The organism is Streptomyces sp. NPDC012510 (assembly GCF_042955065.1).
Lineage (GTDB): Bacteria > Actinomycetota > Actinomycetes > Streptomycetales > Streptomycetaceae > Streptomyces.
Genome location: NZ_JBIBEN010000002.1, coordinates 593,841 through 620,497, shown reverse-complemented (window position 1 = coordinate 620,497; position 26,657 = coordinate 593,841). Strand labels below are relative to the sequence as shown.

The window sequence follows — 26,657 nt, the reverse complement described above, 5'->3', positions numbered from 1 at the left end:
GGAGACAAACCCCCGTGTCCGTCCTCTCGAAGATCATGCGTGCAGGCGAAGGCAAGATCCTGCGCAAGCTGCACCGCATCGCGGACCAGGTCAACTCCATCGAAGAGGACTTCGTCGACCTCTCCGACGCCGAGCTGCGTGCCCTGACCGAGGAGTACAAGCAGCGGTACGCCGACGGCGAGACCCTCGACGACCTGCTTCCCGAGGCGTTCGCCACCGTCCGTGAGGGTGCCAAGCGCGCACTCGGTCAGCGCCACTACGACGTGCAGATCATGGGCGGCGCCGCCCTCCACCTCGGCTATGTTGCCGAGATGAAGACCGGTGAGGGCAAGACCCTCGTCGGCACGCTGCCCGCGTACCTGAACGCGCTGACGGGCAAGGGCGTCCACCTGATCACGGTCAACGACTACCTCGCCGAGCGTGACTCCGAGATGATGGGTCGCGTCCACAAGTTCCTGGGCCTGTCCGTCGGCTGCATCCTCGCCAACATGACGCCGGCCCAGCGCCGCGAGCAGTACCACTGCGACATCACCTACGGCACGAACAACGAGTTCGGCTTCGACTACCTCCGCGACAACATGGCGTGGTCCAAGGACGAGCTCGTCCAGCGCGGCCACAACTTCGCGATCGTCGACGAGGTCGACTCCATCCTCGTCGACGAGGCCCGTACGCCGCTGATCATCTCCGGCCCGGCAGACCAGGCCACCAAGTGGTACGGCGACTTCGCCAAGCTGGTCACCCGCCTGAAGAGGGGCGAGCCCGGCAACCAGCTCAAGGGCATCGAGGAGACCGGGGACTACGAGGTCGACGAGAAGAAGCGCACGGTCGCCATCCACGAGTCCGGCGTCTCCAAGGTGGAGGACTGGCTGGGCATCGACAACCTCTACGAGTCGGTGAACACGCCGCTGGTGGGCTACCTGAACAACGCCATCAAGGCCAAGGAGCTCTTCAAGAAGGACAAGGACTACGTCGTCATGGACGGCGAAGTCATGATCGTCGACGAGCACACCGGCCGTATCCTCGCCGGCCGCCGCTACAACGAGGGCATGCACCAGGCGATCGAGGCGAAGGAAGGGGTGGACATCAAGGACGAGAACCAGACGCTCGCCACGATCACCCTGCAGAACTTCTTCCGCCTCTACAAGCGCCACGACCACAACGGCAAGGAACAGCCCGGTCTGTCCGGCATGACCGGTACGGCGATGACCGAGGCCGCAGAGTTCCACCAGATCTACAAGCTCGGCGTCGTGCCGATCCCGACCAACCGGCCGATGGTCCGCAAGGACCAGTCCGACCTGATCTACCGCACCGAGGTCGCGAAGTTCGAGGCGGTCGTCGACGACATCGTCGAGAAGCACGAGAAGGGCCAGCCGATCCTCGTCGGTACGACGTCGGTCGAGAAGTCCGAGTACCTGTCGCAGCAACTGAGCAAGCGCGGCGTCCAGCACGAGGTGCTCAACGCCAAGCAGCACGACCGTGAGGCGACCATCGTCGCCCAGGCCGGCCGCAAGGGCGCCGTCACCGTCGCCACGAACATGGCCGGCCGTGGTACGGACATCAAGCTCGGCGGCAACCCCGACGACCTCGCCGAGGCGGAGCTGCGTCAGCGCGGTCTCGACCCCGAGGAGCACATCGAGGAGTGGGCCCACGCCCTGCCCGAGGCCCTCGCGAAGGCCGAGGAAGCGGTCAAGGCGGAGTTCGAGGAGGTCAAGGACCTCGGCGGGCTCTACGTCCTCGGTACCGAGCGGCACGAGTCCCGCCGGATCGACAACCAGCTGCGCGGTCGTTCCGGCCGTCAGGGCGACCCCGGCGAGTCCCGCTTCTACCTGTCGCTCGGCGACGACCTGATGCGGCTGTTCAAGGCCCAGATGGTCGAGCGTGTGATGTCCATGGCGAACGTGCCGGACGACGTGCCGATCGAGAACAAGATGGTCACGCGCGCGATCGCCTCCGCCCAGTCGCAGGTCGAGCAGCAGAACTTCGAGACCCGGAAGAACGTCCTCAAGTACGACGAGGTCCTCAACCGGCAGCGTGAGGTCATCTACGGCGAGCGTCGCCGCGTCCTGGAGGGCGAGGACCTCCAGGAGCAGATCCAGCACTTCATGGACGACACCATCGACGCCTACATCCAGGCCGAGACCGCCGAGGGTTTCGCCGAGGAGTGGGACCTCGACCGGCTGTGGGGCGCCTTCAAGCAGCTCTACCCGGTGAAGGTCACCGTCGAAGAGCTGGAGGAGGCCGCCGGGGACCGGGCCGGGCTGACCGCCGAGTTCATCGCCGAGTCCATCAAGGACGACATCACCGAGCAGTACCAGGCGCGAGAGGCGCAGCTCGGCTCCGAGATCATGCGTGAGCTGGAGCGCCGGGTCGTGCTGTCGGTCCTGGACCGCAAGTGGCGTGAGCACCTCTACGAGATGGACTACCTCCAGGAGGGCATCGGCCTGCGCGCGATGGCCCAGAAGGACCCGCTGGTCGAGTACCAGCGCGAGGGCTTCGACATGTTCCAGGCCATGATGGAGGGCATCAAGGAGGAGTCCGTCGGCTACCTGTTCAACCTGGAGGTCCAGGTCGAGCAGCAGGTCGAGGAGGTCCCGGTCGAGGACGCGAAGCCGTCTCTCGACAAGGGCGACGCGGTGCCGGCCCAGGCGGGTGCGTCCCGTCCGGAGATCCGCGCGAAGGGGCTGGAGGCCCCGCAGCGCCGCGACCGGCTCCACTTCTCCGCGCCGAGCGTCGACGGCGACGGCGGCATCGTCGAGGGCGACCTGCCGGAGGACGAGCCGATCCGTTCCGAGGCCGACGGCCTCACCCGCGCGGAGCGCCGCAAGCAGCAGGGGAAGACGAGCCGCCGCCGCAAGAAGTGAGGCCCGCTCGCTCCGCGAGGAGCGGGCACCTCTCACTTGCGGTGAGCGGATGGTGAGCAGCGGGTCGTGAGACTGCGGAAGGGCCGGGCATCTTCGGGTGTCCGGCCCTTCCGCGTGTCCGGGGGAGGGCGGCTGCAGGGGAGGCCGGCTGCTCAGTCGTCGTCCTGGTGGGGGAGCTTGGGGCCGCCCAGTTCCACGGCTGTGCAGCGCCAGCGGTGGTCGGGGCCGTGTTCCAGGCGGAAGGCCATGGCGCGGAGCTGGTCGCCGGCGGCGATGCGGGCGAAGACTTCCAGAGCGCCTGGGGCGGCGACGTAGTAGCCGATGTCGCGGACGACGGGGTGGGCGCCGTGGGTGGCGCGCAGGGGGCCTCGCTCGGCCAGCCAGGCCAGCTCGTCGTAGGCCCGGCCCGCGGTGTGGCGCAGCATGCTGTGCACCGGGCGTCGGCCGCTCAGTACGGCGAGGAGGAGGTCGGCGAAACGGTCCGTGGGGCGAGGTGGGGGAACGGGCCTGGTGAGGGGCGCGGGCGAGGAGGGCGTCGACGGGCGGCCGGCGCGCGGGGTCGTACGGGCCGGAGGCCGGCCGGGGCGGCGGGTGTCGTAGCGGACGGGAGGGCGGGTGCCGGGCCGGTGCTTGATCCTGGTCATGACCTTGTTCATCGGAGAGCCCCGTTCGTCGGTGAGGCGACCGGTGGGTACCGGTCGGTAACTTCGCGATGGGGATCTTGTACGAGGGGGGAGGGGGGTGCCGCAAGGAAGGACGGCGTCCGGCGAGGGTCACGGAATGTTCACCTATCAAGGTGATGGGCGGGTGGGTCGGGCCCGGTGGGACGGGGATGTGCCGGGTGAGGTGGAGGGCCTGGAGTGGACGCGTACGGGGGGTCGGGCGGGGGCTCGAAAGGGGACGCCCGGACGTATCCTGAAGGCCGTCCGGAGGCTGTGTGAGGCCTCGGGGGCGGGAGTGACCACGACTACGAAAGCGGCCTGCCATGCGCGTCTACGTCCCCCTGACTCTTCCCGGGCTCGCCGAGGCGTACAAGACGGGTGAGTTGGGGGAGGGGGCGTTCGTCGCGTACGCCGTCACGCCGGCCCTGCGGGAGTGGTACCTGTCCGACGACATCGAGGAGTTGGAGTACGCGGCGCTGAACCGGGCGGCGCTGGCGTCGTTGCGGTTGGTGGCCGTGGATCCGGGGGCTGCTCGGCGGCGGGTCGTCGTGGCCGTGGATGTGGCTGACCGGGACGCGGTCGCCGATCCCGACCGGGGGCTCGATCCGACGGCGCTCGGGGAGGTGCGGGTGGCCGGGCCGGTGCCGTTGGCGAAGGCTGCGGCTGTGCATGTCGACTCGGTGGAGGCGGAGGGGGAGGTCGGGGAGGCGGCGGACGCTCTCGGGGCGGCGGATCAGGGGGATGACGACGCTCAGTTCATCGTGGACGGAGCGGACGACCATGAGTTGCTGTGGTACGCGACGCAGGAGATTCCGAACCTGGTGGGGTTGGGGGGCTGAGCGAGGGCGGTCCGGCCGGGCGGGGTGACGCGGGTGCCCTGCGCTGCCGTCGGGCGGGGGCGGGTTTCGCTCACCGGCGCTCGCCGGGTGCCGCTGCGCCCACCCGTGCCACCCCAGCGGCACGACTGCCCGCGGCTAGGGCGCGACTGCCCGCGCTTGGCACAGCGACTGCCCGCGGCAAGTAGGACTGCCTGCGGCTAGGCACGACTGCCCGCAGCTACGCAGTTGGGCGAGGCTGCCCGCGGCTGGGCGAGGCCGTGCGGCCGTGGCTTGCGGCCTTGCGGGACTGGGTTGTCGGTGGGGAAGGGTACGTTCTCGGTATGGGGAAGAACGGAATCGGGGCGCACATCGTCTGGGACTGGAACGGGACGCTGTTCCATGACAACGAGGCGATCATCGGGGCGACGAACGCGGCGTTCGCGGAGCTGGGCATCGAGCCGATCACGCTGGAGCGGTACCGGGAGCTGTACTGCGTGCCCGTGCCGAAGTTCTACGAGCGGTTGATCGGGCGGCTGCCCACGGACGAGGAGTGGGAGGCCATGGATGTGGTCTTCCACCGGTACTACGCCGAGCACCGGGTCGCGTGCGGGTTGACCGAGGGTGTGCCGGCGCTGCTCACGGACTGGCTGTCGGCGGGGCGCAGCCAGTCGATCCTCAGCATGTATGTGCACGAGGAACTGGTTCCGCTGGTGCGCGGCTTCGGCATCGAGCCGCACTTCGTACGGGTCGACGGGCGGGTCGGACCGTCCGGGGGCAGCAAGACCGAGCACATGGTGCGGCACCTGCGCCGGCTCGTGGGCGTGGAGCCGTCGCGTACGGTCGTGATCGGGGACGCGGCCGATGACGCCGTCGCCGCCCGGCACGTCGGTGCGCGGGCCGTGTTGTACACCGGCGGGTCGCACAGCCGGGCCAGCCTGGAGGGTGTGGGCGTACCGGTCGTGGACACGCTGGAGGAGGCCGTGGCCGAGGCCCAGCGTCTCGCGGCGTAGCCGCCGCTCAGTGGCCGCTGCGCAGGCCACCGGCACTGCGGCGTCGGCGCGACGGCCGGGGCGCGCCCGGCGGCACGGTCCCTCTCGCCGGAGAGCTACTGGCCCACCTGCTGTCCTTCGCCGCCCCGACGTCCGCCACCGAGGCCGTTGACGGCTCGCGCACCCTCCCGTGGCAGGGTGCGCGCGCACCCTCCCACGGGAGCGACCTCGCCGAGGCCTGCGGCGCCGCCCCCTACGTCCCGGCACCTCAAAGGCACCCGCGTACTTACGTCACCGGCACCTTCGCTCGCAGTACCGTCAGGAACTCCCTCATCCAGCGGGAGTGGTCCGGCCAGGCGCGGGCGGAGACCAGGGTGCCGTCGACGACCGCCTCGGCGTCGTGGAAGGTGGCGCCGGCGGCCTGCATGTCGAGTTCGAGGGCGGGGTACGCGGTGACGCTGCGGCCGTGGAGGGCGTCCACGGCCGCGGTGAGCAGGGGGCCGTGGCAGATCTGGGCGACCGGCTTGTCGGTGTCGAAGAAGGACTTGAGAATCTTGCGCAGCTCGGGATCGTTGCGCAGGTACTCGGGGGCCCGGCCGCCGGGGATGACGAGCGCGGCGTACTGACCGGGGTCGACCTCGGAGAAGGCCAGGTCGGCGGGCCAGGAGTAGCCGGGTTTCTCGGTATAGGTGTCGAAGCCGGGCTCGAAGTCATGGACGACGAAGCGGAGCTTCTTGCGGCTGGGGGCGGCGATGTGGACCTCGTATCCCTCCTCGCGAAGACGCTGGTAGGGGTACAGGACCTCCAGTGACTCCGCCGCGTCGCCGGTCACGATCAGGATCTTGGCCGTCATGGTGGGGCTCCCCTCGGCTGTGCGGCGAACGCGTCGGGCGCGGGCGCCGGGGCGCGGGGCCCGTGTCCTCCGCCTTCGTCGGCTGGGGGTGCGAGGCACCCTCAGGGCTTCACTCGTCAGGCTAGGCCTTCCCTGGCAACGTGCATCCGGGGTGAAGATCTGCCAAGAGGGCGTGCGGATTCGGGGTGTGGCGAATGCACGTATAGGCTCGGTTGCGCGGAGGTAAGCTCAAAAGTGCGCGATGGGCACTGTGCGGAACGTCAAAGTTCGACCCTCGGTTTTGTACACATACGGCTCATGACGGGCCCCCGGTCCGGAGGGATAGCCTTGTGGCGTGATCAGCGCGATAGTTCGCGGGGACGTCGTCGTCCCTGCCCCGCGCCCGGTGAGCACGGAAGACATCCGTGTCCGGGCGGCGGTCGCTGGTCCTCGCGGGCGGGCGGGAGCCACCAGGGCTCCCGGGACGCCGGGTACACCCACTGGTCGGGCGCCGCGGAGAGCAGTGTCACACCCTTGTCGGGTACCGAGAATGGCTGATTACCCCCCGCTCATCTCGCCCTGCGGCATAGCGTCGAAGCAGACCGGACACCCCGTGTCGTGGCGTTACGCCGAAGCGGAAGAGACCGTTTTTCCTTCTACGTCACGCAACGGCGCGCGACAGGAGCCAGAGGACAATGCAGACCAAGCTGGACGAAGCCAAGGCCGAGCTGCTCGAGAGGGCCGCCCGGGTAGCTGAGAACAGCCCGGTCGGGGGGTATCTACCGACTGGGACGACGAGCGAGAGTACGTCCGACGCCCCGGATCACGACACCGTGCTCGCGTTCCTCCAGCGCTACTACCTGCACACCGCCCCGGAGGACCTGAGCGACCGCGACCCGGTCGATGTCTTCGGAGCCGCCTACTCCCACTACCGGCTGGCCGAGAACCGCCCCCAGGGCACGGCCAATGTGCGGGTCCACACCCCGACGGTGGAGGAGAACGGCTGGACCTGCAGCCATTCCGTCGTCGAGGTCGTCACCGACGACATGCCCTTCCTCGTCGACTCCGTGACCAACGAGCTGTCACGGCAGGGCCGCGGGATCCACGTGGTCATCCACCCGCAGGTCGTCGTACGGCGCGACGTCACCGGCAAGCTGGTCGAGCTGGTCACCGAGCCCGCCGCCGTCGCCGCGGCGTCCGCCGCCGTGGCCGCGGGTGGGACGCTGCCGCACGACGCGCACATCGAGTCCTGGATCCATGTCGAGGTCGACCGCGAGACCGACCGGGCGGACCTGAAGCAGATCAACAACGATCTGCTGCGCGTCCTGTCCGACGTCCGCGAGGCCGTCGAGGACTGGGAGAAGATGCGTGACGCGGCGGTCCGGATCGCCGACGGGCTGCCCGCCGAGAACACCGCCGACGACCTGCGTGGAGTAGAGGTCGAGGAGGCACGCGAGCTGCTGCGCTGGCTCGCCGACGACCACTTCACCTTCCTCGGGTACCGCGAGTACGAGCTGCGCGAGGACGACTCGCTCACCGCTGTCGCCGGTACCGGGCTCGGCATCCTGCGCTCCGACCCGCACCACTCCGGGCGCGACCAGCATCCCGTCAGCTCCTCCTTCGAGCGGCTGCCCGCCGACGCCCGCGCCAAGGCCCGTGAGCACAACCTGCTCGTTCTCACCAAGGCCAACAGCCGCGCCACCGTCCACCGGCCGTCCTACCTGGACTACGTGGGCGTGAAGAAGTTCGACGCCGAGGGGAACGTGGTCGGTGAGCGGCGCTTCCTCGGCCTGTTCTCCTCGGCCGCCTACACCGAGTCCGTGCGCCGCGTCCCCGTCATCCGCCGCAAGGTCGACGAGGTCCTCCGGGGCGCCGGGTTCTCGCCCAACAGCCACGACGGGCGCGACCTGCTGCAGATCCTGGAGACCTACCCGCGCGACGAGCTGTTCCAGACCCCGGCCGACGAGCTGCGCTCCATCGTCACCTCCGTGCTCTACCTCCAGGAGCGCCGACGGCTGCGGCTCTACCTCCGCCAGGACGAGTACGGGCGCTACTACTCCGCCCTCGTCTACCTGCCGCGCGACCGCTACACCACCGGCGTACGCCTGCGGATCATCGACATCCTGAAGGAGGAACTCGGCGGCATCAGCGTCGACTTCACCGCCTGGAACACCGAGTCGATCCTCTCCCGGCTGCACTTCGTGGTCCGCGTCGAGCCGGGTACCGAACTGCCGCACCTCAGCGAGGCCGACAAGGACCGCCTCGAGGCCAAGCTGGTGGAGGCCGCCCGGTCCTGGTCGGACGGATTCGCCGAGGCGCTCAACGCCGAGGTCGGCGAGGAGCGCGCCGCCGAAATGCTGCGCAAGTACGCGGGCGCCATCCCCGAGGGGTACAAGGCCGACCACAACCCCCGCGCGGCCGTCGCGGACCTCGTCCGCCTCGAAGAGCTCGACCAGGACGAGGACTTCGAGCTCAGCCTGTACGAGCCGGTGGGCGCCGCCCCCGACGAGCGCCGGTTCAAGATCTACCGCAAGGGCGGCTCGGTCTCGCTCTCGGCGGTGCTGCCCGTCCTCAACCGCATCGGTGTCGAGGTCATCGACGAGCGGCCGTACGAGCTGCGCTGCTCGGACCGGACGACCGCCTGGATCTACGACTTCGGGCTGCGGATGCCGAGGCCCCAGGCCGGGAGCGTGGACTACGCCGGGGACGACGCCCGGGAGCGGGTGCAGGAGGCCTTCGCCGCCACCTGGACCGGGCAGGCCGAGAACGACGGCTTCAACGCGCTCGTGCTCAGCGCCGGCCTCACCTGGCGGCAGGCGATGGTGCTGCGGGCGTACGCGAAGTACCTGCGGCAGGCCGGCTCCACCTTCAGCCAGGACTACATGGAGGACACCCTCCGCAACAACGTCCACACCACCCGGTTGCTCGTGTCGCTGTTCGAGGCGCGGATGTCGCCCGAGCGACAGCGGGCGGGCCGGGAGATCGTCGACGCGCTCCTCGAAGAGGTCGACGCGGCGCTCGACCAGGTGGCGAGCCTCGACGAGGACCGCATCCTGCGGTCGTTCCTGACCGTTATCAAGGCGACGCTGCGCACCAACTTCTTCCAGGAGGCGGCCGGCGGCAAGCCGCACGACTACGTCTCCATGAAGTTCGACCCGCAGGCCATCCCCGACCTGCCGGCGCCGCGCCCGGCGTTCGAGATCTGGGTGTATTCGCCGCGGGTCGAGGGTGTGCACCTGCGGTTCGGGAAGGTCGCCCGAGGCGGTCTGCGCTGGTCCGACCGGCGGGAGGACTTCAGGACCGAGATCCTGGGCCTGGTCAAGGCGCAGATGGTCAAGAACACCGTCATCGTGCCCGTCGGCGCCAAGGGCGGCTTCGTGGCCAAGCAGCTGCCCGACCCATCGGTGGACCGCGACGCGTGGATGGCCGAGGGCATCCGCAGCTACAAGACCTTCATCTCCGCGCTGCTCGACATCACCGACAACATGGTCGCGGGCGAGGTCGTGCCGCCGGCCGACGTCGTACGGCACGACGAGGACGACACCTATCTCGTCGTCGCCGCCGACAAGGGCACCGCGACCTTCTCCGACATCGCCAACGAGGTCGCCGAGAGCTACAACTTCTGGCTCGGGGACGCCTTCGCCTCCGGCGGCAGCGCCGGCTACGACCACAAGGGCATGGGCATCACCGCGCGCGGCGCCTGGGAGTCCGTCAAGCGGCACTTCCGGGAACTGGGCGTCGACACGCAGACCCAGGACTTCACGGTGGTCGGCATCGGTGACATGTCCGGTGACGTGTTCGGCAACGGCATGCTGCTCAGCGAGCACATCCGGCTCGTCGCGGCCTTCGACCACCGGCACATCTTCATCGATCCCCACCCGGACGCGGCCACCTCCTACGCCGAGCGCCGCCGCGTCTTCGAGCTGCCCCGCTCGAGCTGGGCCGACTACGACACCGGTCTCATCTCGACCGGCGGCGGTGTCTTCCCGCGCACGGCCAAGGCGATCCCGATCAACAGCCACATCCGGGACGTCCTCGGTATCGAGGACAAGATCGCCAAGATGACCCCGGCCGACCTGATGAAGGCGATCCTCAAGGCGCCGGTCGACCTGCTGTGGAACGGCGGCATCGGTACGTATGTGAAAGCCTCGACCGAGTCGCACACCGACGTCGGGGACAAGGCCAACGACGCCATCCGCGTCGACGGACGGGACCTGCGGGTCCAGGTCGTCGGCGAGGGCGGCAACCTCGGCCTGACCCAGCTCGGCCGGATCGAGTTCGCGCAGAACGGCGGCCGGGTCAACACCGACGCCATCGACAACAGTGCCGGCGTGGACACCTCCGACCACGAGGTGAACATCAAGATCCTGCTCAACGGCCTGGTCACCGACGGGGACATGACCGTCAAGCAGCGCAACAAACTGCTTGCCGAGATGACCGACGAGGTCGGCCGCCTGGTCCTGCGCAACAACTACGCGCAGAACACGGCGATCGCCAACGCCCTCGCGCAGTCCAAGGACATGCTCCACGCCCAGCAGCGCTTCATGCGCCACCTGGTCCGTGAGGGCCACCTCGACCGGGCGCTCGAATTCCTGCCCACCGACCGGCAGATCCGCGAGCGCCTCAACACCGGGCACGGCCTCACCGGCCCCGAGACGGCCGTCCTCCTCGCCTACACGAAGATCACGGTCGCCGAGGAACTGCTGCACACCTCGCTGCCGGAAGACCCCTACCTGCGCAAGCTGCTGCACACGTACTTCCCGACCGCGCTGCGCGAGCAGTTCCGCGAGCACATCGACAGCCACCCGCTGAGCCGGGAGATCGTCACGACCCTGCTGGTCAACGACACGGTCAACACGGGCGGTACGAGCTTCCTGCACCGGCTGCGGGAGGAGACCGGGGCCTCCCTCGAGGAGATCGTCCGGGCGCAGACCGCGTCCCGCGCGATCTTCGGGTCGGCCGCGGTGTGGGACGGCGTCGAGGCACTGGACAACAAGGTCGCCGCGGACGTCCAGACCCGGATCCGGCTGCACTCCCGCCGCCTCGTCGAGCGCGGAACGCGCTGGCTGCTCAACAACCGTCCGCAGCCGCTGGAGCTCTCCGGAACCATCGCGTTCTTCTCCGAGGGCGTGCACCTGGTCTGGGGCGAGCTGCCCAAGCTGCTGCGCGGAGCCGACCTGGAGTGGTACCAGAAGATCTACGACGAGCTGACGGGCGCCGGAGTCCCGGAGGAGCTGGCCACCCGCGTCGCGGGCTTCTCCTCGGCCTTCCCCACGCTCGACATCGTGGCCGTCGCGGACCGGGTCGGCCGGACCCCGATGGAGGTCGCCGAGGTGTACTACGACCTCGCCGACCGGCTGCGCATCACCCAGCTCATGGACCGCATCATCGAGCTGCCGCGCGCCGACCGGTGGCAGTCCATGGCCCGCGCGGCGATCCGCGAGGACCTGTACGCGGCCCACGCCTCCCTCACCGCCGAGGTCCTCTCCGTCGGCAACGGCACCTCCACACCGGAGCAGCGCTTCAAGGTGTGGGAGCAGAAGAACGCGGCACTGCTGGGCCGGGCCCGTACGACGCTGGAGGAGATCCAGGGCTCCGACGCGTTCGACCTGGCCAACCTGTCGGTGGCCATGCGGACGATGCGGACGCTGCTGCGCTCGCACTCGTAGGAGTACGGCGAAGGGGGCGCCCCGAAGCCTTCGGGGCGCCCCCTTCCGTATGCGTTCGCCGGGACTACTCGGTGATCTCCCAGAGGGTCAGCTTGCCCTGGACCGTGGGGACTTCCCAGCTGTAGTCGCCCGGGGTCAGCGCGGTGATCTCGTACATGGCGAGGTTGCCGGACTTGGTGACCGTGCAGAGCCTGGTGCCCTTGTCGATCTCCGCCTGCTCGCCGAAGTAACCCGAGTCCAGGGTTGCGGGCAGGGCGTTCGTCCCTGTTCCTTCGGCACAGTCCTCGGGCGTGGCGCCGCTGCTCTTGCCTGTCGTGGTCTCGAAGTACCAGGAACCGTTGGCGACCTTCATGTCCCGCTGGGGGTCGGCCATCTCGCCCTTGATGTCGGCCTCCGGCTCGTCGAAGTCGACGTAGGTGTAGTCGGAGCCGGTGGGAGTGCGGAGGGTGAAGGCCTTGCCCTCGAAGACCTCCGAGTACTGGGCGTTCTCGGGGATGGTGGGCGGCGCGCTGGGGTCCGTCCCGTTCCCTGTCCCGCCCTGGCCACCGGAGTCGGTGTCGGTGTCGGTGTCGGTGCCGGCCTCGGTCGGGGACGGGCTCGGCGTGGAGGCGGCCTTGTCGCCGTTCTTGGCGTCGCTCTTTCCGCCGTTCTCGGAGCCGGTCGTCGTGGGCTTCTTGTCGTCCTCGCCCATCACCAACACCGCGGCGGCCGCGCCCGAGCCGGCCACGAGGACCAGGGCGAGTGTGACAAGGGCGGCCTTGAGGCCACGGCGGCTCTTCTTCGGGGCGGCCGGGGTCGGGGCGGGGGCCTGCGGGGTGAGGTTGTAGGTGCCGGCCGGGGGCGGGTAGCCGTAGCCGGTGGCCGGGCCCTGGGGCGCCGGGCCGAAGCCGGTCGCCGGGGCGGCGTGGGGCACGCCCTGGGTGGTGCCCTGGGCCGGGTCGTGGGGCGGTGGGACGGGAGCCGCCGGGGCGGTGGTCGGCGGGCTCGCCGGAGCGGTGGCCGGAGGGCCTGCGGGCATCTGGGGTGCCGTGGGCCGGGGAGGTGTCTGCGCGGTCTGTTCGCGGCGGGCGATCTCGGCGGTGAGCGGTTCCGGCAGCCAGCCGCCGAAGTCGCTGAGGCCTCGGCCCGCAGACTCCTGGCAGAGCGCGGCCAGTTCCTCGGTGCCGACGCGCTCGGCCGGGTCGGCGGTCAGACAGCGCTCCAGCAGGGGGCGCAGCCGATCGTCGTACCCGTCCAGTTTCGGGGGCCGCTGGGCGGTGTTGGCGATCTGCGCGGCCAGGGTGATGGCGCCGCCGTCGCCGTACGGGTGGCGTCCGGTGGCCGCGACGGCCGCGATCAGGCCGAGGGAGAAGACGTCGGTGGCCGGGGTGACCGTCTCGCCGAGGGCGTGCTCCGGCGACATGTACTGCGGGGTGCCGATCAGGCCGCCGGACTGGGTGAGCTGGGTGGCGTCGGCGGCGCGGGCGATGCCGAAGTCGATGACGTACGGGCCCTGGGAGCCGAGCAGGATGTTGCTGGGCTTGAGGTCGCGGTGGATGACGCCGGCCGCGTGGATGGAGGTCAGGGCGCGGGCCGCGCAGCCGACGAGCTGGAACACGGCGGCGGGCGGCAGCGGGCCGAACGCGACGAGGGCGTCGTGCAGGGAGATGCCGGCGATGAACGCCGAGGCCAGCCAGGGGAGTTCGCCGGTGGTGTCGTGGTCGACGACCGGGACGATGTGGTAGCCCTGCACGCGGCGGGCCGCCTGGACCTCCTGCTCGAAGCGGCGGCGGAAGTCGGCGTCCTGGCCGTACTCGCGGCGGATGACCTTCAGGGCGACCGGTTGGCCGCCTCGGGTGTGCGACAGGTAGACCGTGCCCATGCCGCCCTCGCCGATGCGGGCCTGCAGGTGGTAGCCGGCGGTCTCTCGTGGGTCCTGCGGTCCCAGAGGGCTCAGGATGTCGCCAGTGCTGGTGGTAATGGGAGCCTCCCCCGGTGCGGTGCCGAACTCCTCTGCCACGGCTGGGCACTTGGAGCGGTCCGAGCTTATACGGCACTTATGACGGTTGGGCCGATCGTTACGGTTCCGTGTGACTGTCGGGACAGGGTGCGGTACGGGGCGCGGGAGAGCTCGGGTGCGGCGGGCGCGGGCCGGTGGGGCTTCTCGCGCGGTTCCCCGCGCCCCTGAAGAAGCGGGGGCTGCGCCCCACGCTTCTTCACGGCCTGCTCATGGGTCCCGGCGGACTCTGCGGCGCCATTCCTCGTCCCGCACGGTGATCGGGGCCGTCGCCGGGAGTTGGCGGGCCGTCGGGGCTTCCGAGAAGCGTGGGGCCGGGGTCGTCGGGGCCTCTGTCAGGGAGAGTGACCGGAAGGCCGTCTCGATGATGGTCACCGACGTGGCGACCGGGGCCGGCAGCCAGGACGTGAAGTCGCGGACGTCCCGGCGGGCCGCTCCCGCGCAGTGTTCGGCGATGTCGGCGGCGGAGGGACGTGACGCAGGGTCGGCGGTGAGGCAGCGGCGGACGACGTCGAGGAGCGGGCGGTCGATGCCGTCCAGCGGAGGAGGGGCGACGTCGGTGGCGGCGATGCGCGTCGCGATGGCCAGGGGGTTGCCGCGACCGTACGGGTGACGTCCGGTGGCGGCGACGGCGGCGATCAGACCGAGCGCGAAGACGTCGGACGCGGAGGTCACCCGGCGGCCGAGGGCGTGCTCGGGGGACATGTAGCGCGGGGTGCCGATCAGGCGTCCGGCGGTGGTGAGGGTGGCCGCCCCGGCCGCCCTCGCGATGCCGAAGTCGAGCAGCCAGGGCCCGTCGGCGGCGAGCAACAGGTTGGCGGGCTTGACGTCGCGGTGGATCACCTCGGCGGTGTGCACGGCGTCCAGCGCGTACGCGGCACAGGCCAGGAGTTGCAGGACGGTGGGGACGGGGAGCGGGCCGTGGGTCTCCAGGGCCTGGTCCAGGGGCACTCCGGGGACGTAGTGGGTGGCGAGCCAGGGGCGCTCCGCGCCGGCGTCGTGGTCGACGATCGGCACCAGGTGGTAACCGGAGACCCGGCGCCCGGCGGCCACCTCGCGGGCGAACCGCTCACGGAAGGCGGGGCTGTCGGCGTACTCCGGACGGACCAGTTTCAGCGCGACCGGCTGACCGCCACGGCTGCGGGAGAGATAGACGGTGCCCATACCGCCCTCACCGATCCGGGCGTACAGCGGATACCCGGCGATCTCCCGTGGATCCACCCCCCGCAGCGGCTCAGGCACCACCCCGCGCATCGACCGCCCCCTCAAGCTCCCACTGCTCCCACTGCTCCCACTGCTCCGCGGAGCGTATCGCGGGGAACCGGCCACGGAGGAGGATGAGGCAACCCGTGCACCCCAGGGGGCATCTACCCGAGTGGCCCTCAACCGCACCACCGGCTATAGAGGGTAGAAGCAGTAATGAACGGGATGAATGGGGTGAGCGCGGACGTGGACCAGCGACCCGCGATATCCGTCGTCGTGATCGTCTACAACGACGAGGCCAGGCTGCCCACGGCCGTGCGCTCGGTGCTGGAGCAGACGCTGCGGAGCGTCGAGGTCGTGATCGTCGACGACCACAGCACGGACGGCTCGTACGAGGTGGCCGCCCGCCTCGCCGCCGAGCACCCGGGCCGCGTACGGGCGTACCGGCTCCCCGAGAACAGCGGCGGCTGCGGCGCGCCCCGCAACCACGGCATCCGCGAGACGCGGGGCGAGTACGTCCTCTTCCTCGACAGCGACGACGTCCTGGAGCGCAACGCCTGCCGGAACATGCTGGAGGCCGCCGAGGCCACCGGCGCCGACCTCGTCTCCGGCCTCTGCGTCCGCGTCCACGTCGACACGCGCACCCGGAAGGAGGTCAAGTGGTACCCGTGGCTGTACACCCGCACCCGCACCCTCGACTCCGTCTCCGAACTGCCCGACCTGCTGGTCTACGACACCCTGTCGACCAACAAGTGCTACCGCCGGGACTTCCTGGTCGAGGGCGGCCTGGAGTTCCCCGTCGGCATCCACTACGAGGACCTGTTCTTCTCCGCCCAGGCATACGCGGCCGCCCGCCGCATCACCCTGATCCCGAACCGGGTCTACGACTGGAACGTCGTCCAGAACTCGGGGAAGGCCGAGGCCTCGATCAGCAACCGGCGGGCCGAGATCGCCAACTTCGCACACCGCATGGAGATCCACCGGAGGGTGGACCGGCTCCTCGCCGACCAGGACATGCGGGAGCTGAAGTTCCACAAGGACGTCAAGTTCCTCAAGCACGACCTGGTGCTGCACCTGCGTGACCTGCCGTTTAGGGACGCCGCCTACCGCCAGGAGTTCGCCGAGCTGGCCCGCGCCTACCTGGCGTCGATCGACCCGGCCGCGTACGACGAGGTCGAGCCCATCCACGCCATCTGCGCCTACCTCCTGCGGATGAGCGACTGGGACAACCTGCTGCCGGCCGTGGACACGCTCACCAACCGGGACAAGGTCTCCGCGCCGCTCGTCGAACGCGACGGCCGGGTCTACTGGTGCGCCGAGCACCTGGACGCCCCCGGTGAGGAAGGGCGGTTCGCGCGACGGATCCTCGATGTCACCGAACTCGGCTACCACTCCCGCCCGATCGGCCGGTTGTTCCTGCGCAACGAGCTGACGGAGTACCGGCGGGAGAGCGACGGGCGCGGCATCCGCCTCGCCGGCCGCGTCACCAACCCCCTCGGAGTGATCCCGCCCACCGCCCGGCTCACCGCCGAGCTGGAGTTCTACGCACGCCGCCCCGGGGTCCGCTTCCAGACCTTCCGGGTCCCGGTGGTGTCCGTGCGGCACGACGGCCCGTACATGTCCTGGGAGGCCACGGCCGACATATCGAGCACCCTGCGCCCGCTCGGCATCGTGGACGCCGTCTGGGACGTACGCCTCCATCTGCGCGCCGACGGCGAGCGCACCACCAGCCGGCTCACCGTCGTCGAATCGGGCCTGGCCGCCGGTGAACTGCCCGTCCGCCCCCGCCTCACCCGGCTGGTCGCCGACCGCGTCGAGCCGCAGATCTCGGCCCGCGGCCACCTCGCCTTCCGGCTGGTCCCCGACAAGAAGGCCAACGTCCTCGTCACCCGCGGCCTGCGGGGCACCCCCGGCCGACTGGCCAAGAACGGTTACCGCAAGGCGAAGGCGCTGCGCAAGAAGGTCACGTCCGGAGACACCAAGATCCGTCTCTACCACGAGGTTTTCCAGCGCATGCCGATGCGCCGGCGCCTGGTGGTGTTCGAGAGCCACCTCGGCCGGCAGTACAGCGACAGCCCCCGGGCGATCTACGAGGAGATGCGCCGCCAGGGCCTCGACTTCGAGGCGGTGTGGTCGTACACGGGCCGTCCGGAGGGCTTTCCCGCCGACGCCACCCTCGTCCGCCGCTGGTCGCTGCCCTACCTGCGGGCGCTGGCCCGCGCCGAGTTCTGGATCGACAACCAGAGCTACCCGCTGAAGCTGACCAAGCGCCCCGGCACGACCTACCTGCAGACCTGGCACGGTTCCGCCCTGAAGCGCATGGGCTTCGACGAACCCAACTGGAAGCTCAAGAACCGCGCCGAGCAGGCCGAACAGCAGCGCACCCTCGACCGCTTCGACCACTTCCTGATCCGCTCCGAGCACGACGTCCGCACCCTGGCGAAGGCGTTCCGGCTGCGGGAGAAGACCCTGCTCAGGGTGGGCTACCCGCGCAACGACGCGCTCGTCCGGGCGAGAGGGCCCCGGTCGGCGACCGAACGCCAGTCGCTGGCCTCCGAGTTGGGCATCCCGGCGGACAAGAAGGTCCTGCTCTACGCCCCCACCTTCCGGCAGCACGGACAGCGCCGCTTCGCCCTCCCCTTCGACGTGGAGCGCTTCGCCGGGACCTTCGGCGACGAGTACGTCCTCCTCGTCCGCGCCCACTACCTCAACCACGTCGTCCTGCCCCCGTCGGTCCGTGGCCGGGTCATCGACGTGTCGGCCCACCACGACGTGACCCCCGTCCTCGCCCTCGCCGACGCGCTGATCACGGACTACTCGTCGGTGATGTTCGACTACGCGCTGCTGGACCGCCCGATGCTCTTCTTCACGTACGACTACGAGGAGTACGTGCACGAGGGCCGGGGCACCTACTTCGACCTGCTGGAACGGGCGCCGGGCCCCGTCGTGCGGACGGAGGAGGAGCTGTACGCCGCGCTGACGTCGATGCCGCTGGACGAGCAGACGATCAAGTACGCCGCCGCGCGGGAGCGGTTCACGGCCGACTTCGGCGAGTACGACAAGGGAACGGCGGCCCAGAGCGTCGTCGACCAGTTCTTCTCCGAGTGGAGGCACAAGTGACCGGGCGGGACGTCTTCCTGGTGTCCAACAGCGTGGACGAGATGGGCGGCGTGACCAGTTGGACCCATCATCTGGCCCGTCTCCTCGCCGAGCGCGGCCATCGCGTCCACGTCATCGGGATCACCACCCCCGAGGACCCGTACGACCTCGGCGAACTCCCGTACCCCACGACCCGCCTGTACGACGGCCAGCCCCCGGCGCCCGGCCGGGCACGGGACGCGAGCATGCGGGACAGGGCCATGGTGCTGACCGGCCTCTTCCGGGCCGCGCGCCCCGGGGCGGTCGTCATCGTGACCCAGGTGTGGGCGATGGAGTGGGTGAAGCTCGCCGACACCGCCGGTCTGACCGTCATCGGGATGAGCCACGAGTCCTTCGAGACCGCGCGGCGCTCCTCACGCTTCCAGCGGGTGCTCAGGCACTACCGGGACGTCGACCGCATGCTCGTCCTCACCCGTGAGGACGCCGACCTGTGGATCGGTGAGGGCCTCAACAACGCCTCGTACCTGCCCAACGCCGTCCCCTGGGTGCCGGACGAGCCCTCGCCGCGCACCGGTAAGGCCGTCATCAGCATCGGTCGGCTCAGCGACGAGAAGGGCGTCGACATGCTCCTCGACACCTGGGCCGAGGTGGCACCCCGCCACCCCGAATGGAGCCTCCTCGTCTACGGCTCAGGCGAGGACGAGGAACTCCTGCGCAAGCAGTGCACCGCCCTGGGCCTCGACGGCTCTGTGTCCTGGATGGGCCGCACCAACGACGTCCCGGGCGCCCTGCGCGGCGGTTCGGTCTTCGCCCTGTCCTCCCGGGGCGAGGGGTTCCCCCTCGCCCTGATGGAAGCCATGGCCATGGGCGTCCCCTGTGTCGCCTTCGACTGCGCGCCCGGCGTCCACGAGATCGTCCGCGACGGCGAGGACGGTCTGCTCGCGACCCCCGGCAACACGGGCGAACTGGCCCGCAAGCTGGACCTGTTGATGACCGACAAGGCCTTGCGCGACCGGATGGGCGACGCGGCGAGGGAGAACATACGCCGGTACGGGACGGACGAGATCGTGGACAGGTGGGAGCGCCTCTTCACCTTCCTGGAGAGGTAGCCCCCGCTTCCGGTGTCACTTCTTCCCGCCGGTGAACGCCTCGTACTCCTTCAGCACCTCGTCGGTCGGCCCGTCCAGGCGGAGTTCGCCGCGCTCCAGCCACAGCACACGGTCACAGGTGTCCCGGATCGACTTGTTGTTGTGGCTGACCAGGAACACCGTGCCCGCGTGCTTGCGCAGTTCGCGGATGCGGGCCTCGGACCGCTTCTGGAAGGAGCGGTCGCCGGTCGCCAGGGCCTCGTCGATGAGCAGGACGTCGTGGTCCTTGGCGGCGGCGATGGAGAACCTCAGCCGCGCCGCCATCCCGGAGGAGTACGTACGCATGGGCAGCGTGATGAAGTCCCCCTTCTCGTTGATGCCGGAGAAGTCGACGATCTCCTGGTACCGCTCCCTGACCTGCTCCCGCGACATCCCCATGGCGAGCCCGCCGAGGTGGACGTTCCGCTCGCCGGTGAGGTCGTTCATCAGCGCGGCGTTCACCCCGAGCAGGGACGGCTGACCATCGGTGTAGATACGGCCGTTCTCCACGGGCAGCAGCCCCGCTACGGCCTTGAGCAGCGTCGACTTGCCGGAGCCGTTCGTACCGATGAGCCCGATCGCCTCACCCCGGTACGCCGTGAACGACACGTTCCGCACGGCGTGCACCGTGCGCACACCGGCCGCCTTCTCGGCCTTCTTCCGCCGCAGGATCCGGTTGAGCGCGGCGGTCGCGGTGCCGCGCCCGGCACCGGTTCCGTTGACGCGGTAGACGATGTCGACGCCGTCGACGACGACGGTGGGGACGGTGGGGTCGGGCTCGGCGGCCCTCGCGCGAGCGTCCTCGGTGTGGGGGGCGATGATGGTGTCAGCCACGGCCGTACGTCTCCTCAGCCTTCCAGAAGTAGATGAACCCGCCGACGCCCGCGAGGAGCGCCCAGCCCGTGGCGATCGCCCAGACGTGCGGCGGCATATGGCTCCGGTCGAAGCTGTCGATCAGCGCGAACCGCATGAGGTCGATGTACACGGCGGCCGGGTTGCACTCCAGCAGCATGTGCACGAAGGCCGGCATGTCCCGGCCCGCGAGGATGTGGTCCATGCTGAACATCACGCCCGACGCGTACATCCAGGTACGCAGCACGAACGGCATGAGCTGCGCGATGTCGGGGGTCTTGGCGCCGATCCGCGCCATCACCATCGCGACCCCGGCGTTGAACACGAACTGGAGCGCGAGCGCCGGCACGATCAGCAGCCAGGACGCGGCGACCGGAACCCCGAACGCGAGCAGGATCACGACCAGCGCGGCCATGGAGAACAGCAACTGCTGGAGCTGCTGCAGACAGTACGACAGGGGCAGCGAGGCCCGGGGGAAGTGCAGGGCGCGGACGAGGCCGAGGCTGCCGGATATGGCCCGGGTGCCCGCCATGATCGAGCTCTGGGTGAAGGTCCACACGAACACGCCGGTCACGAGGAACGGGACGTAGTCCGGCACGCCCTTCTTGGTGCCCATCAGCAGGCCGAAGATGAGGTAGTAGACCGCCGCGTTGAGCAGCGGGTTCGCGATCTGCCAGACCTGGCCGAGCTTCGCCTGGCTGTACTGCGCGGTCAGCTTCGCCGTGGCGAAGGCGGTGATGAAGTGCCGCCGGGCCCACAGCTGCCGTACGTACGCGACGAGCGAGGGGCGGGCCCCGCTGACGCTCAGGCCGTACCGCGCGGCGAGCTGGGCCGGGGTCTCGGCGGCGGGCGTGGGGGCGGGGACGGCTGGGGAGGTGTCCGCCGTCGTGGTCGGCGGTGTGTGGAGGACCTGGCTCACATCCGCTGCTTTCGCTAGTGGGGGGCGTCCCGGGCGCGGCTCGGTGTGCGCTCGGCGCGAGCGGCGCCGTCTCACGCTTCCTTACGCCGCTCTCGTACCGCTCTTGTCGTGGTCTTACGTCGGGACGGGACCGTATCGTCGCAACGTGAGCGTATGACGATTCGACGTCGGAACGCAACCGTTTCGTCGTGACGCCCCTATGCTGTGGGGCATGACGAACGCCGACTCCTCCGCAGCGCAGCCGCCGCCACGGCCGCGCCGCCGGGCCCCCGCCGGGGCGGCGGTGCTCCGTGAGGACGTGACCGAGGCGATCCGGACGGCGGTCTTCGAGGAACTGGCGGCCGTCGGCTACGCCCGGATGTCCATCGAGGGCATCGCGCGCCGCGCGGGCGTCGGCAAGACGGCGGTGTACCGCCGCTGGCGCTCCAAGCTGCACCTGGTGCTGGACCTGGTGTCGGCGGTGGCGGTCCAGGGTCTGCCGGCGCCGGACACGGGCTCCCTGGAGGGCGACCTCCGGTTGTTGTACGAGGTCACGTCCCGCGCCCTGCGCCACCCTGTCGCCGGCCAGGTCATCCCCGACCTCCAGGCCGAGGCCGCCCGCAACCCCGAGATCGCCGAAGCCATGCGGAAGGCGCTCCGCGAGGGGCAGCAGGGCGTGGCCACCGGGATCGTCGCGGCGGCGGTCGCGCGCGGCGACATCGGGGAGGGTGTGGACGAGGACCTGGCCCTGGACGTGATGTTCGGGCCGCTGTACTGGCGCTCGGTGGTCGTACGGTCACCGAAGCTCCCCAAGGGCTACCTGAACGCCCTGACCCGGGCCACGGCGGCGGCGCTACGGGCGCTGTAGGACCGCCGGGCGGGCCCGGGGCGGCTCGGTCCGGGGCGGCGCGCAGGGTGAGGAGCTCCGGCGCGAGGATCTCGACCGTGCCGTTTCGGCCGTGCCGATCAGACCGTCCCGCCGGTGCCGGGACGAGCGGACGCCGAGGGCCACGGTGCGCCCGGTGCGGGAGGGGACACCGGTGGCGGGGCCGGTGGACGGTTCGGCGTGGGGAGTGTCGCGGCCGGGTTCGCCGGGGGGACCCGCAACTTCTCGGCCAGTTCGGTGAGCTCGGGGGCGCGCAGGACTCGGTCGCCGAATCCCGGAAGGGGTACGTGCAGGGGCTCCAGCCAGCGCGCCGGGATCGCGTCGGCGCCGTACACCGCCCCCGCGAGCCCACCGGTCACGGCGGCGACGGTGTCCGTGTCACCGCCGAGGTCGACTGCGGCGCGCACGGCGTCCTCGTACGAGTCGGTCGTGCGCACCGCCCAGACGGCGGAGCCGAGGCAGGGCCAGACCGCGCCGTTGAACTCGGTGGCGTCGTCCGGGTGCCAGTCGGGGGCGAGGACGACGGCGTACCGGTCGCGGTGTTCCGCCCGTACGGCGTCGAGTGTCGCGGGGAGGGCGGCCACCGGATCTCCGCCGCCCAGCGCGACCCGCACAAGCTCATGGAAGACGGCCGTCCCCTCCCACGCGGCCGGGTCCCCGTGCGTCAGCGCGGACAGCCGCCGGCCGGCGTCCATGCCGGCCTCCCGTCCGTACGACGCGAAGTGCACGGCCGAGGCGGCCGCCCGCATCAACGCGCCGTTCCCCGCCGCCCGTAGGTTCACCTGGAAGTGGACGGCGGCGGCGCGGTCCCAGGGCTCGCCGTTGGTGAGCACGTCCTCGGTCTGGATGCCGATGTCCTTGGGCTCGGAGGCGGCCCAGCGCTGGAACCGCCGGAAGACATCGGGCAGTTCGAGCCCGCCGTGCTCCACGAGCGACTCCCCGACGAGCACGGCCATCTGTGTGTCGTCGGTGGCCTCCCCCGGCTCCCAGCCACCGCCCCCGCACATCTCACCGCCGTGGCCAGGTTGCGGGAACCGCGCGGAGAACGCGCCCTCGGGGCCGAACTCGAAGGGGGCGCCGAGGGCATCACCGACAGCGGACCCGAGGACCGCGCCGAGGGCCCGCCAGGGGTCGACGGGCCCGGGCGTCTGTCGTGGGGGCGGAGGACCAAGCATCTCGGTTCCCTTTCACAGCCGGTGGGCAAGGGGAGCCAACGGTGTCATGGGCGGGTCTGTTCACCGTCTTCGTCCCACGCCGGTCCCACGAGCGGACGACGGCCGTCCTCGGCCATGATCCGTTTGGTCACCAGGGTGCCGTCGGGATGCCAGGCGCCTGGACCGCCGCCGCACCTACGGCCTGCTGCACCCGAACCTGCCCGACCGGGAGGCCCCCGCGCATGCTTCCTTCGCCGCGCGGTGGCATCGCTCTCCGTGCGCCTGCTACTCCTGCCGGAATCCCGGCGCGTACCAGGAACGGGTCTGCTCGCCGCTCTCGTCCCACTCGAGTTCTGCCAGTGGGCGATGTCCGTCCTCGGTCATGATCCGCTTTGCCGCGAGGACGCCGTTCGGATGCCACCTCCGGGATTCCCCGGCCGGAAACCCCCTGCGCATGTTTCCCTCCGCTCGCGGCGTTCCGTCCTCGAACCACTGCTGGACAGGGCCGTCCACGATTCCGTCCTGGTAGGTCTCCAGGCTGATGAGCGTGCTGCCCTGATATTCGACGACTTCACCGGTGAACAGCTCGCCCCGGTAGAAGAGGCGTTCTCCGTCGTCGATGTCCACCTCGGGATCGTCGATGTCGATGCGGGGAAGGGTCATCAGGGCATCCAGTTCTCGGGGCCAGGGGGGTCCTTGAGGTAGCGGCCGTGGCTGCTCGGTACCCCTTCCAACATATGGTTGCAGTTACCACAGAACGGCGCGCCTCGGGGGTAGAGCCCGGTCGTCTTGTCGGCCATGTAGGGGAATTGGACTGAGGCCCGCATCTCCGCCAGCGCTGCCGGGCCGTCCGGGAGGCCTGCCTCCGTACGGGCCCACAGGAGTTGATTCGCCGCCTTGACCTCGGCATGGCTGAGGATGTCGGCATGGTGGGGCGGGTTGTCGACGATCTCGTCGTAGCGCGCCCGCAGCGTGGGGTGCAGTTCAGCGAGAGGGATCGACAGAGCCGGCTTGGGCCCGTTGATGCCTTCGACGACATGCCCGGTGCGGAGGTCCATCACGGCACCGACGCACGCCCCGGTCTGTGCCCGGGGCCAGGTCTTGGCGTCCCTTGCCTGGAGATAGGCGTCGGCGCGGTCACGGGAGAGATCGTCCAGGTAGTCGGCGACCGGGCGGCCGTTCACGTCGCTGATGAGGTCGCCGGATCGGGTCACCTCGCTGTCGTCCAGCGTGGCGAGGAGCTTCTCGCCCGCACCGGGCGGCGGCACCACGCCGTCGCCGCCCGGCAGATCGGTGATGTGGTCGACGGGCGGTGAGGCCGGGGGTTCCGGTGGGTGGTTTCCGCCGGAGTGCGGGTGCGTTCCCGTGGTGTCGCCGCCCTGGCCCGAAGGAGCGTCGCCGCCGTGATGACCCGGGGGAGTCTCGCCACGCCCGCTCGCGGGGGTCTCGTGGTGACCGCCGCTCGCTGTCTCGCCGTGTCCCTGCCCACCACCGGTCGGCCCGTCGCCGCCACGGGACCCGCCGGCACCGGTCGGCGTCTCATGACTCCCGGCCGGCCCTCGGCCAAGGTCGTCGACCCGCCCGGTCGGCCCCGTGTCCGCACGCCCGCCAGGCAGGCCGTCTTCCCCGACCCGGCCCACGGCCCCCGTGCCGTCGCCGGTTTTCGCCCCGGCCCCCACCAACTCGGGCTGCGGTCGGGAGACATCGGCACCGCGCTCGGCGGTGGTCCCCTCGTGCCTGATGCCGTCCAGGGACTCCCGTACCGTGCCGTCGGCGTTGTGCATCACCAACGTCTTGGTGTCGAGGTAGACGACCTCGCCCTTCGGGGTCTCCATACGGACGCTGTTCTCGGGGGTCAGGCCGGACGGCAGGTCGTCCGTGATGTTCGGCGCGTCGGCGATCCGGTACGTGCCCTCGCCGAGCCGGATGTGGGTGCCGTCGGTGATGCCGCGCAGGCTCGCCATCACGTCGCCGATCTTCACGGCCGTGGCGCCGACGCCCTTGGTGATGTACGTCATCGGGTCGACGATCCTGCCGGCCTTGCCCGCGAAGGAGATGGCCTTCGCGATCGCGCCCGCCTTGCCGGCGCCGGCCACCGCCCCGCCCGCACCGCCCGTGAACACCGTGGTCAGGACGTTGAAGGTCACGGCCCCGGCCGCGCGGGAGGGGTTCTTGCCCCACTCGTCGTAGGCGATGAGGGCCTTGCCGGTCTCCACCACCGCCGTACGGGAGTCACGCAGCCAGGACGGAAGTTTGTCGGCCGGAGTCAGCCAGTACGCGGCGCCCAACGGTGTGGCCGTGATGACGATGCCGGTGAGGAGCTTGCCGAGGCCGGTCCAGGCCTGGCCCGCCGCGTCCCAGCCGTTGAGGCCGACCAGGGTGCCGAGCCCCTTGAGCGTGCCCCACACGCCGTCGACGACGAAGCCGACCGCGAAGTCCCAGACGTGCTCGTGGATGTAGTACCAGGGATTGGACTCCTCGACGGGGTCGCCCCACGGCAGACCACCGGCGTTGTTCAGGTCCTCGCCCCGGTAGCCGTACATGTTCTCTTTGTTCGAGCCGTCGTTGACGACCAGCGCCTCGCCGCCGACCAGCGCGACGATCTTGTTGTAGCAGTCGCGTTCGGCGGCCTGGAAGGCGGCGTACGCGGCGTTGATGTCCGAGCGGCGGTTGTTGTTCTCCTCGACGAGGTCGCCGTCGGCACGCCACTCGTCGTCACCGGCGATCCTGTTGCGGAAGGCGATCGCGTCCTGGCGGAGCTGGTCGAACCTCTGCTTGAGCGGGCCGACGGCCGCGGCGTACGTGTCCAGGGCCGAGGCGACGGTCTCCAACTCGGTGGCGAACTCGTCGCCCTTGGCCGCCACCGGCGCGGTCGTCGCGAACAACTGCTCGGCCTCGGGCGCCTTGTAGTACGCGGAGAGGCCGCCGAAGCGGGTGTGGACCGCCGAGCCCGAGTCCTTCAGGGAGGTGCCGGCCGACCGTACGCCCGCGATGTGCTGGTCGAGCAGTTCCAGGTTGCCGGTGAACTCGGGGACCTCTTCGGGGATGACGGGGATGTCGTCGCTCACTTCGGCCCCTGCCCGCCGTTGCCGTCGACGCCCGGCGGTGGGGGCACGACCGTCGCCTTGAGGGCGTTCGCCTGGTGATCGGCGGCCATGTCCAGGTCGCCGGTGACATAGGCGTTGGTGGCCTTGGCCGCGCCCTGCACGGAGTCGATGGTCCGCTGCGCCATGTAGGCCAGCTTCTTCTGCCGCTCCTCCAGGTACTTGCTCAGCGCCGCCGCCACGGGGCCGACCGGCACGCGGGGGGTGCCCGCGGCCACCGGCCCGATCATGGGGCCGCTGAACTGCCCGCCCGGCACGGCCGTACCGGCCGACTCGGCGGCGCTCGCCATGTTCACCACCAGCGAGTTGGCGGCCTTCTCCAGACCGCCCGCCGCCTCACCGGTCGAGTTCAGCGTGGTCTGTACATGGATCGGATCGATGTCCCAAGCCGGCATCGTCGCTACCCCCGTAACGCCCTGTCGGACACGTCGTACGTCGCTTGCTCGTCGTTCTGGCCGTTCGCCCTTCCCTCAGTACACACGCGCAACGGGCACCGAACAGTTCCCG

General features: G+C 70.4%; 17 protein-coding genes. 7 read left to right on the top strand and 10 right to left on the bottom strand.

Going from position 1 to position 26,657, the window contains the following annotated elements; all coding sequences use genetic code 11:
• Positions 1–14 precede the first annotated feature (14 nt).
• Entirely contained in the window at positions 15–2,861 is a 2,847-nt protein-coding gene (secA, locus tag ACFY9I_RS05505; protein WP_390996953.1) for a preprotein translocase subunit SecA, read from the top strand.
• Between the two features lie 152 nt (positions 2,862–3,013).
• On the opposite strand, the gene ACFY9I_RS05500 is transcribed toward secA, so the two are convergent.
• Positions 3,014–3,517 carry an Rv3235 family protein gene (locus ACFY9I_RS05500; RefSeq protein WP_390996951.1) on the bottom strand — a complete coding sequence of 168 codons (504 nt, stop codon included), beginning with the start codon at positions 3,515–3,517 and terminating at the stop codon, positions 3,014–3,016.
• A gap of 329 nt (positions 3,518–3,846) precedes the next feature.
• Between ACFY9I_RS05500 and ACFY9I_RS05495 the strand changes: the two genes are divergently transcribed.
• Positions 3,847–4,362: a DUF6912 family protein gene (locus tag ACFY9I_RS05495; RefSeq protein ID WP_390996949.1), complete on the top strand. Its 516-nt coding sequence runs from the start codon at positions 3,847–3,849 to the stop codon at positions 4,360–4,362.
• A 320-nt stretch (positions 4,363–4,682) separates the two neighbouring features.
• Positions 4,683–5,351: an HAD family hydrolase gene (locus tag ACFY9I_RS05490; RefSeq protein WP_390996946.1), complete on the top strand. Its 669-nt coding sequence runs from the start codon at positions 4,683–4,685 to the stop codon at positions 5,349–5,351.
• A 265-nt stretch (positions 5,352–5,616) separates the two neighbouring features.
• Here the strand turns inward: ACFY9I_RS05490 and ACFY9I_RS05485 are convergent, their stop codons facing one another.
• Complete coding sequence (locus ACFY9I_RS05485) at positions 5,617–6,183, bottom strand: DJ-1/PfpI/YhbO family deglycase/protease (RefSeq protein ID WP_390996944.1); 567 nt, start codon at positions 6,181–6,183, stop codon at positions 5,617–5,619.
• A gap of 674 nt (positions 6,184–6,857) precedes the next feature.
• On the opposite strand from ACFY9I_RS05485, the gene ACFY9I_RS05480 reads away from it, so the two are divergent.
• Complete coding sequence (locus ACFY9I_RS05480) at positions 6,858–11,831, top strand: NAD-glutamate dehydrogenase domain-containing protein (RefSeq protein WP_390996942.1); 4,974 nt, start codon at positions 6,858–6,860, stop codon at positions 11,829–11,831.
• A gap of 64 nt (positions 11,832–11,895) precedes the next feature.
• Here ACFY9I_RS05480 and ACFY9I_RS05475 read toward each other — a convergent pair whose 3' ends face one another.
• Positions 11,896–13,692: a protein kinase gene (locus tag ACFY9I_RS05475; protein WP_390997050.1), complete on the bottom strand. Its 1,797-nt coding sequence runs from the start codon at positions 13,690–13,692 to the stop codon at positions 11,896–11,898.
• Between the two features lie 345 nt (positions 13,693–14,037).
• Positions 14,038–15,081, bottom strand: coding sequence for a protein kinase (locus ACFY9I_RS05470; RefSeq protein ID WP_390996940.1), 1,044 nt, complete (start codon positions 15,079–15,081; stop codon positions 14,038–14,040).
• Between the two features lie 165 nt (positions 15,082–15,246).
• Here ACFY9I_RS05470 and ACFY9I_RS05465 point away from each other — a divergent pair, with 165 nt between their 5' ends.
• Positions 15,247–18,150, top strand: a complete 2,904-nt coding sequence (locus tag ACFY9I_RS05465; protein ID WP_390996938.1) for a CDP-glycerol glycerophosphotransferase family protein — start codon at positions 15,247–15,249, stop codon at positions 18,148–18,150.
• A gap of 41 nt (positions 18,151–18,191) precedes the next feature.
• Entirely contained in the window at positions 18,192–19,238 is a 1,047-nt protein-coding gene (locus ACFY9I_RS05460) for a glycosyltransferase (protein WP_390997047.1), read from the top strand.
• A gap of 15 nt (positions 19,239–19,253) precedes the next feature.
• On the opposite strand, the gene ACFY9I_RS05455 is transcribed toward ACFY9I_RS05460, so the two are convergent.
• Positions 19,254–20,075 carry an ATP-binding cassette domain-containing protein gene (locus tag ACFY9I_RS05455; protein WP_390997044.1) on the bottom strand — a complete coding sequence of 274 codons (822 nt, stop codon included), beginning with the start codon at positions 20,073–20,075 and terminating at the stop codon, positions 19,254–19,256.
• 7 nt (positions 20,076–20,082) lie between these two features.
• A complete protein-coding gene (locus ACFY9I_RS05450) occupies positions 20,083–21,027 on the bottom strand; it encodes an ABC transporter permease (RefSeq protein WP_390996936.1) in 945 nt (314 codons plus the stop codon).
• Positions 21,028–21,226: 199 nt separating this feature from the next.
• On the opposite strand from ACFY9I_RS05450, the gene ACFY9I_RS05445 reads away from it, so the two are divergent.
• The gene (locus tag ACFY9I_RS05445) at positions 21,227–21,874 is read left to right on the top strand and encodes a TetR/AcrR family transcriptional regulator C-terminal ligand-binding domain-containing protein (RefSeq protein WP_390996934.1); all 648 of its coding nucleotides are present in this window, start codon (positions 21,227–21,229) and stop codon (positions 21,872–21,874) included.
• Between the two features lie 98 nt (positions 21,875–21,972).
• Here the strand turns inward: ACFY9I_RS05445 and ACFY9I_RS05440 are convergent, their stop codons facing one another.
• The 4 genes from ACFY9I_RS05440 to ACFY9I_RS05425 form a co-directional block, all read right to left on the bottom strand.
• A complete protein-coding gene (locus ACFY9I_RS05440) occupies positions 21,973–23,067 on the bottom strand; it encodes an ADP-ribosylglycohydrolase family protein (RefSeq protein ID WP_390996932.1) in 1,095 nt (364 codons plus the stop codon).
• A gap of 264 nt (positions 23,068–23,331) precedes the next feature.
• On the bottom strand, positions 23,332–23,709 hold the full coding sequence (locus ACFY9I_RS05435; protein WP_390996929.1) for a toxin-antitoxin system YwqK family antitoxin: 378 nt from the start codon (positions 23,707–23,709) through the stop codon (positions 23,332–23,334).
• Positions 23,709–26,114, bottom strand: coding sequence for a hypothetical protein (locus ACFY9I_RS05430; RefSeq protein ID WP_390996927.1), 2,406 nt, complete (start codon positions 26,112–26,114; stop codon positions 23,709–23,711). The genes ACFY9I_RS05435 and ACFY9I_RS05430 overlap by 1 nt, the downstream gene beginning before the upstream one ends.
• Positions 26,111–26,545 carry a DUF6507 family protein gene (locus tag ACFY9I_RS05425; protein ID WP_390996924.1) on the bottom strand — a complete coding sequence of 145 codons (435 nt, stop codon included), beginning with the start codon at positions 26,543–26,545 and terminating at the stop codon, positions 26,111–26,113. Before ACFY9I_RS05425 ends, ACFY9I_RS05430 begins: the two co-directional genes overlap by 4 nt.
• Positions 26,546–26,657 lie beyond the last annotated feature (112 nt).

Coding starts and splice junctions, on each gene's coding strand:
- ACFY9I_RS05480 (WP_390996942.1), top strand. CDS start 6,858: ATGCAGACCAAGCTGGACGAAGCCAAGGCCGAGCTGCTCGAGAGGGCC.
- ACFY9I_RS05470 (WP_390996940.1), bottom strand. CDS start 15,081: ATGCGCGGGGTGGTGCCTGAGCCGCTGCGGGGGGTGGATCCACGGGAG.
- ACFY9I_RS05465 (WP_390996938.1), top strand. CDS start 15,247: ATGAACGGGATGAATGGGGTGAGCGCGGACGTGGACCAGCGACCCGCG.
- ACFY9I_RS05435 (WP_390996929.1), bottom strand. CDS start 23,709: ATGACCCTTCCCCGCATCGACATCGACGATCCCGAGGTGGACATCGAC.
- ACFY9I_RS05445 (WP_390996934.1), top strand. CDS start 21,227: ATGCTGTGGGGCATGACGAACGCCGACTCCTCCGCAGCGCAGCCGCCG.
- ACFY9I_RS05460 (WP_390997047.1), top strand. CDS start 18,192: ATGGGCGGCGTGACCAGTTGGACCCATCATCTGGCCCGTCTCCTCGCC.
- ACFY9I_RS05440 (WP_390996932.1), bottom strand. CDS start 23,067: ATGCTTGGTCCTCCGCCCCCACGACAGACGCCCGGGCCCGTCGACCCC.
- ACFY9I_RS05495 (WP_390996949.1), top strand. CDS start 3,847: ATGCGCGTCTACGTCCCCCTGACTCTTCCCGGGCTCGCCGAGGCGTAC.
- ACFY9I_RS05500 (WP_390996951.1), bottom strand. CDS start 3,517: ATGAACAAGGTCATGACCAGGATCAAGCACCGGCCCGGCACCCGCCCT.
- ACFY9I_RS05485 (WP_390996944.1), bottom strand. CDS start 6,183: ATGACGGCCAAGATCCTGATCGTGACCGGCGACGCGGCGGAGTCACTG.
- ACFY9I_RS05475 (WP_390997050.1), bottom strand. CDS start 13,692: ATGGGCACGGTCTACCTGTCGCACACCCGAGGCGGCCAACCGGTCGCC.
- ACFY9I_RS05490 (WP_390996946.1), top strand. CDS start 4,683: ATGGGGAAGAACGGAATCGGGGCGCACATCGTCTGGGACTGGAACGGG.
- ACFY9I_RS05425 (WP_390996924.1), bottom strand. CDS start 26,545: ATGCCGGCTTGGGACATCGATCCGATCCATGTACAGACCACGCTGAAC.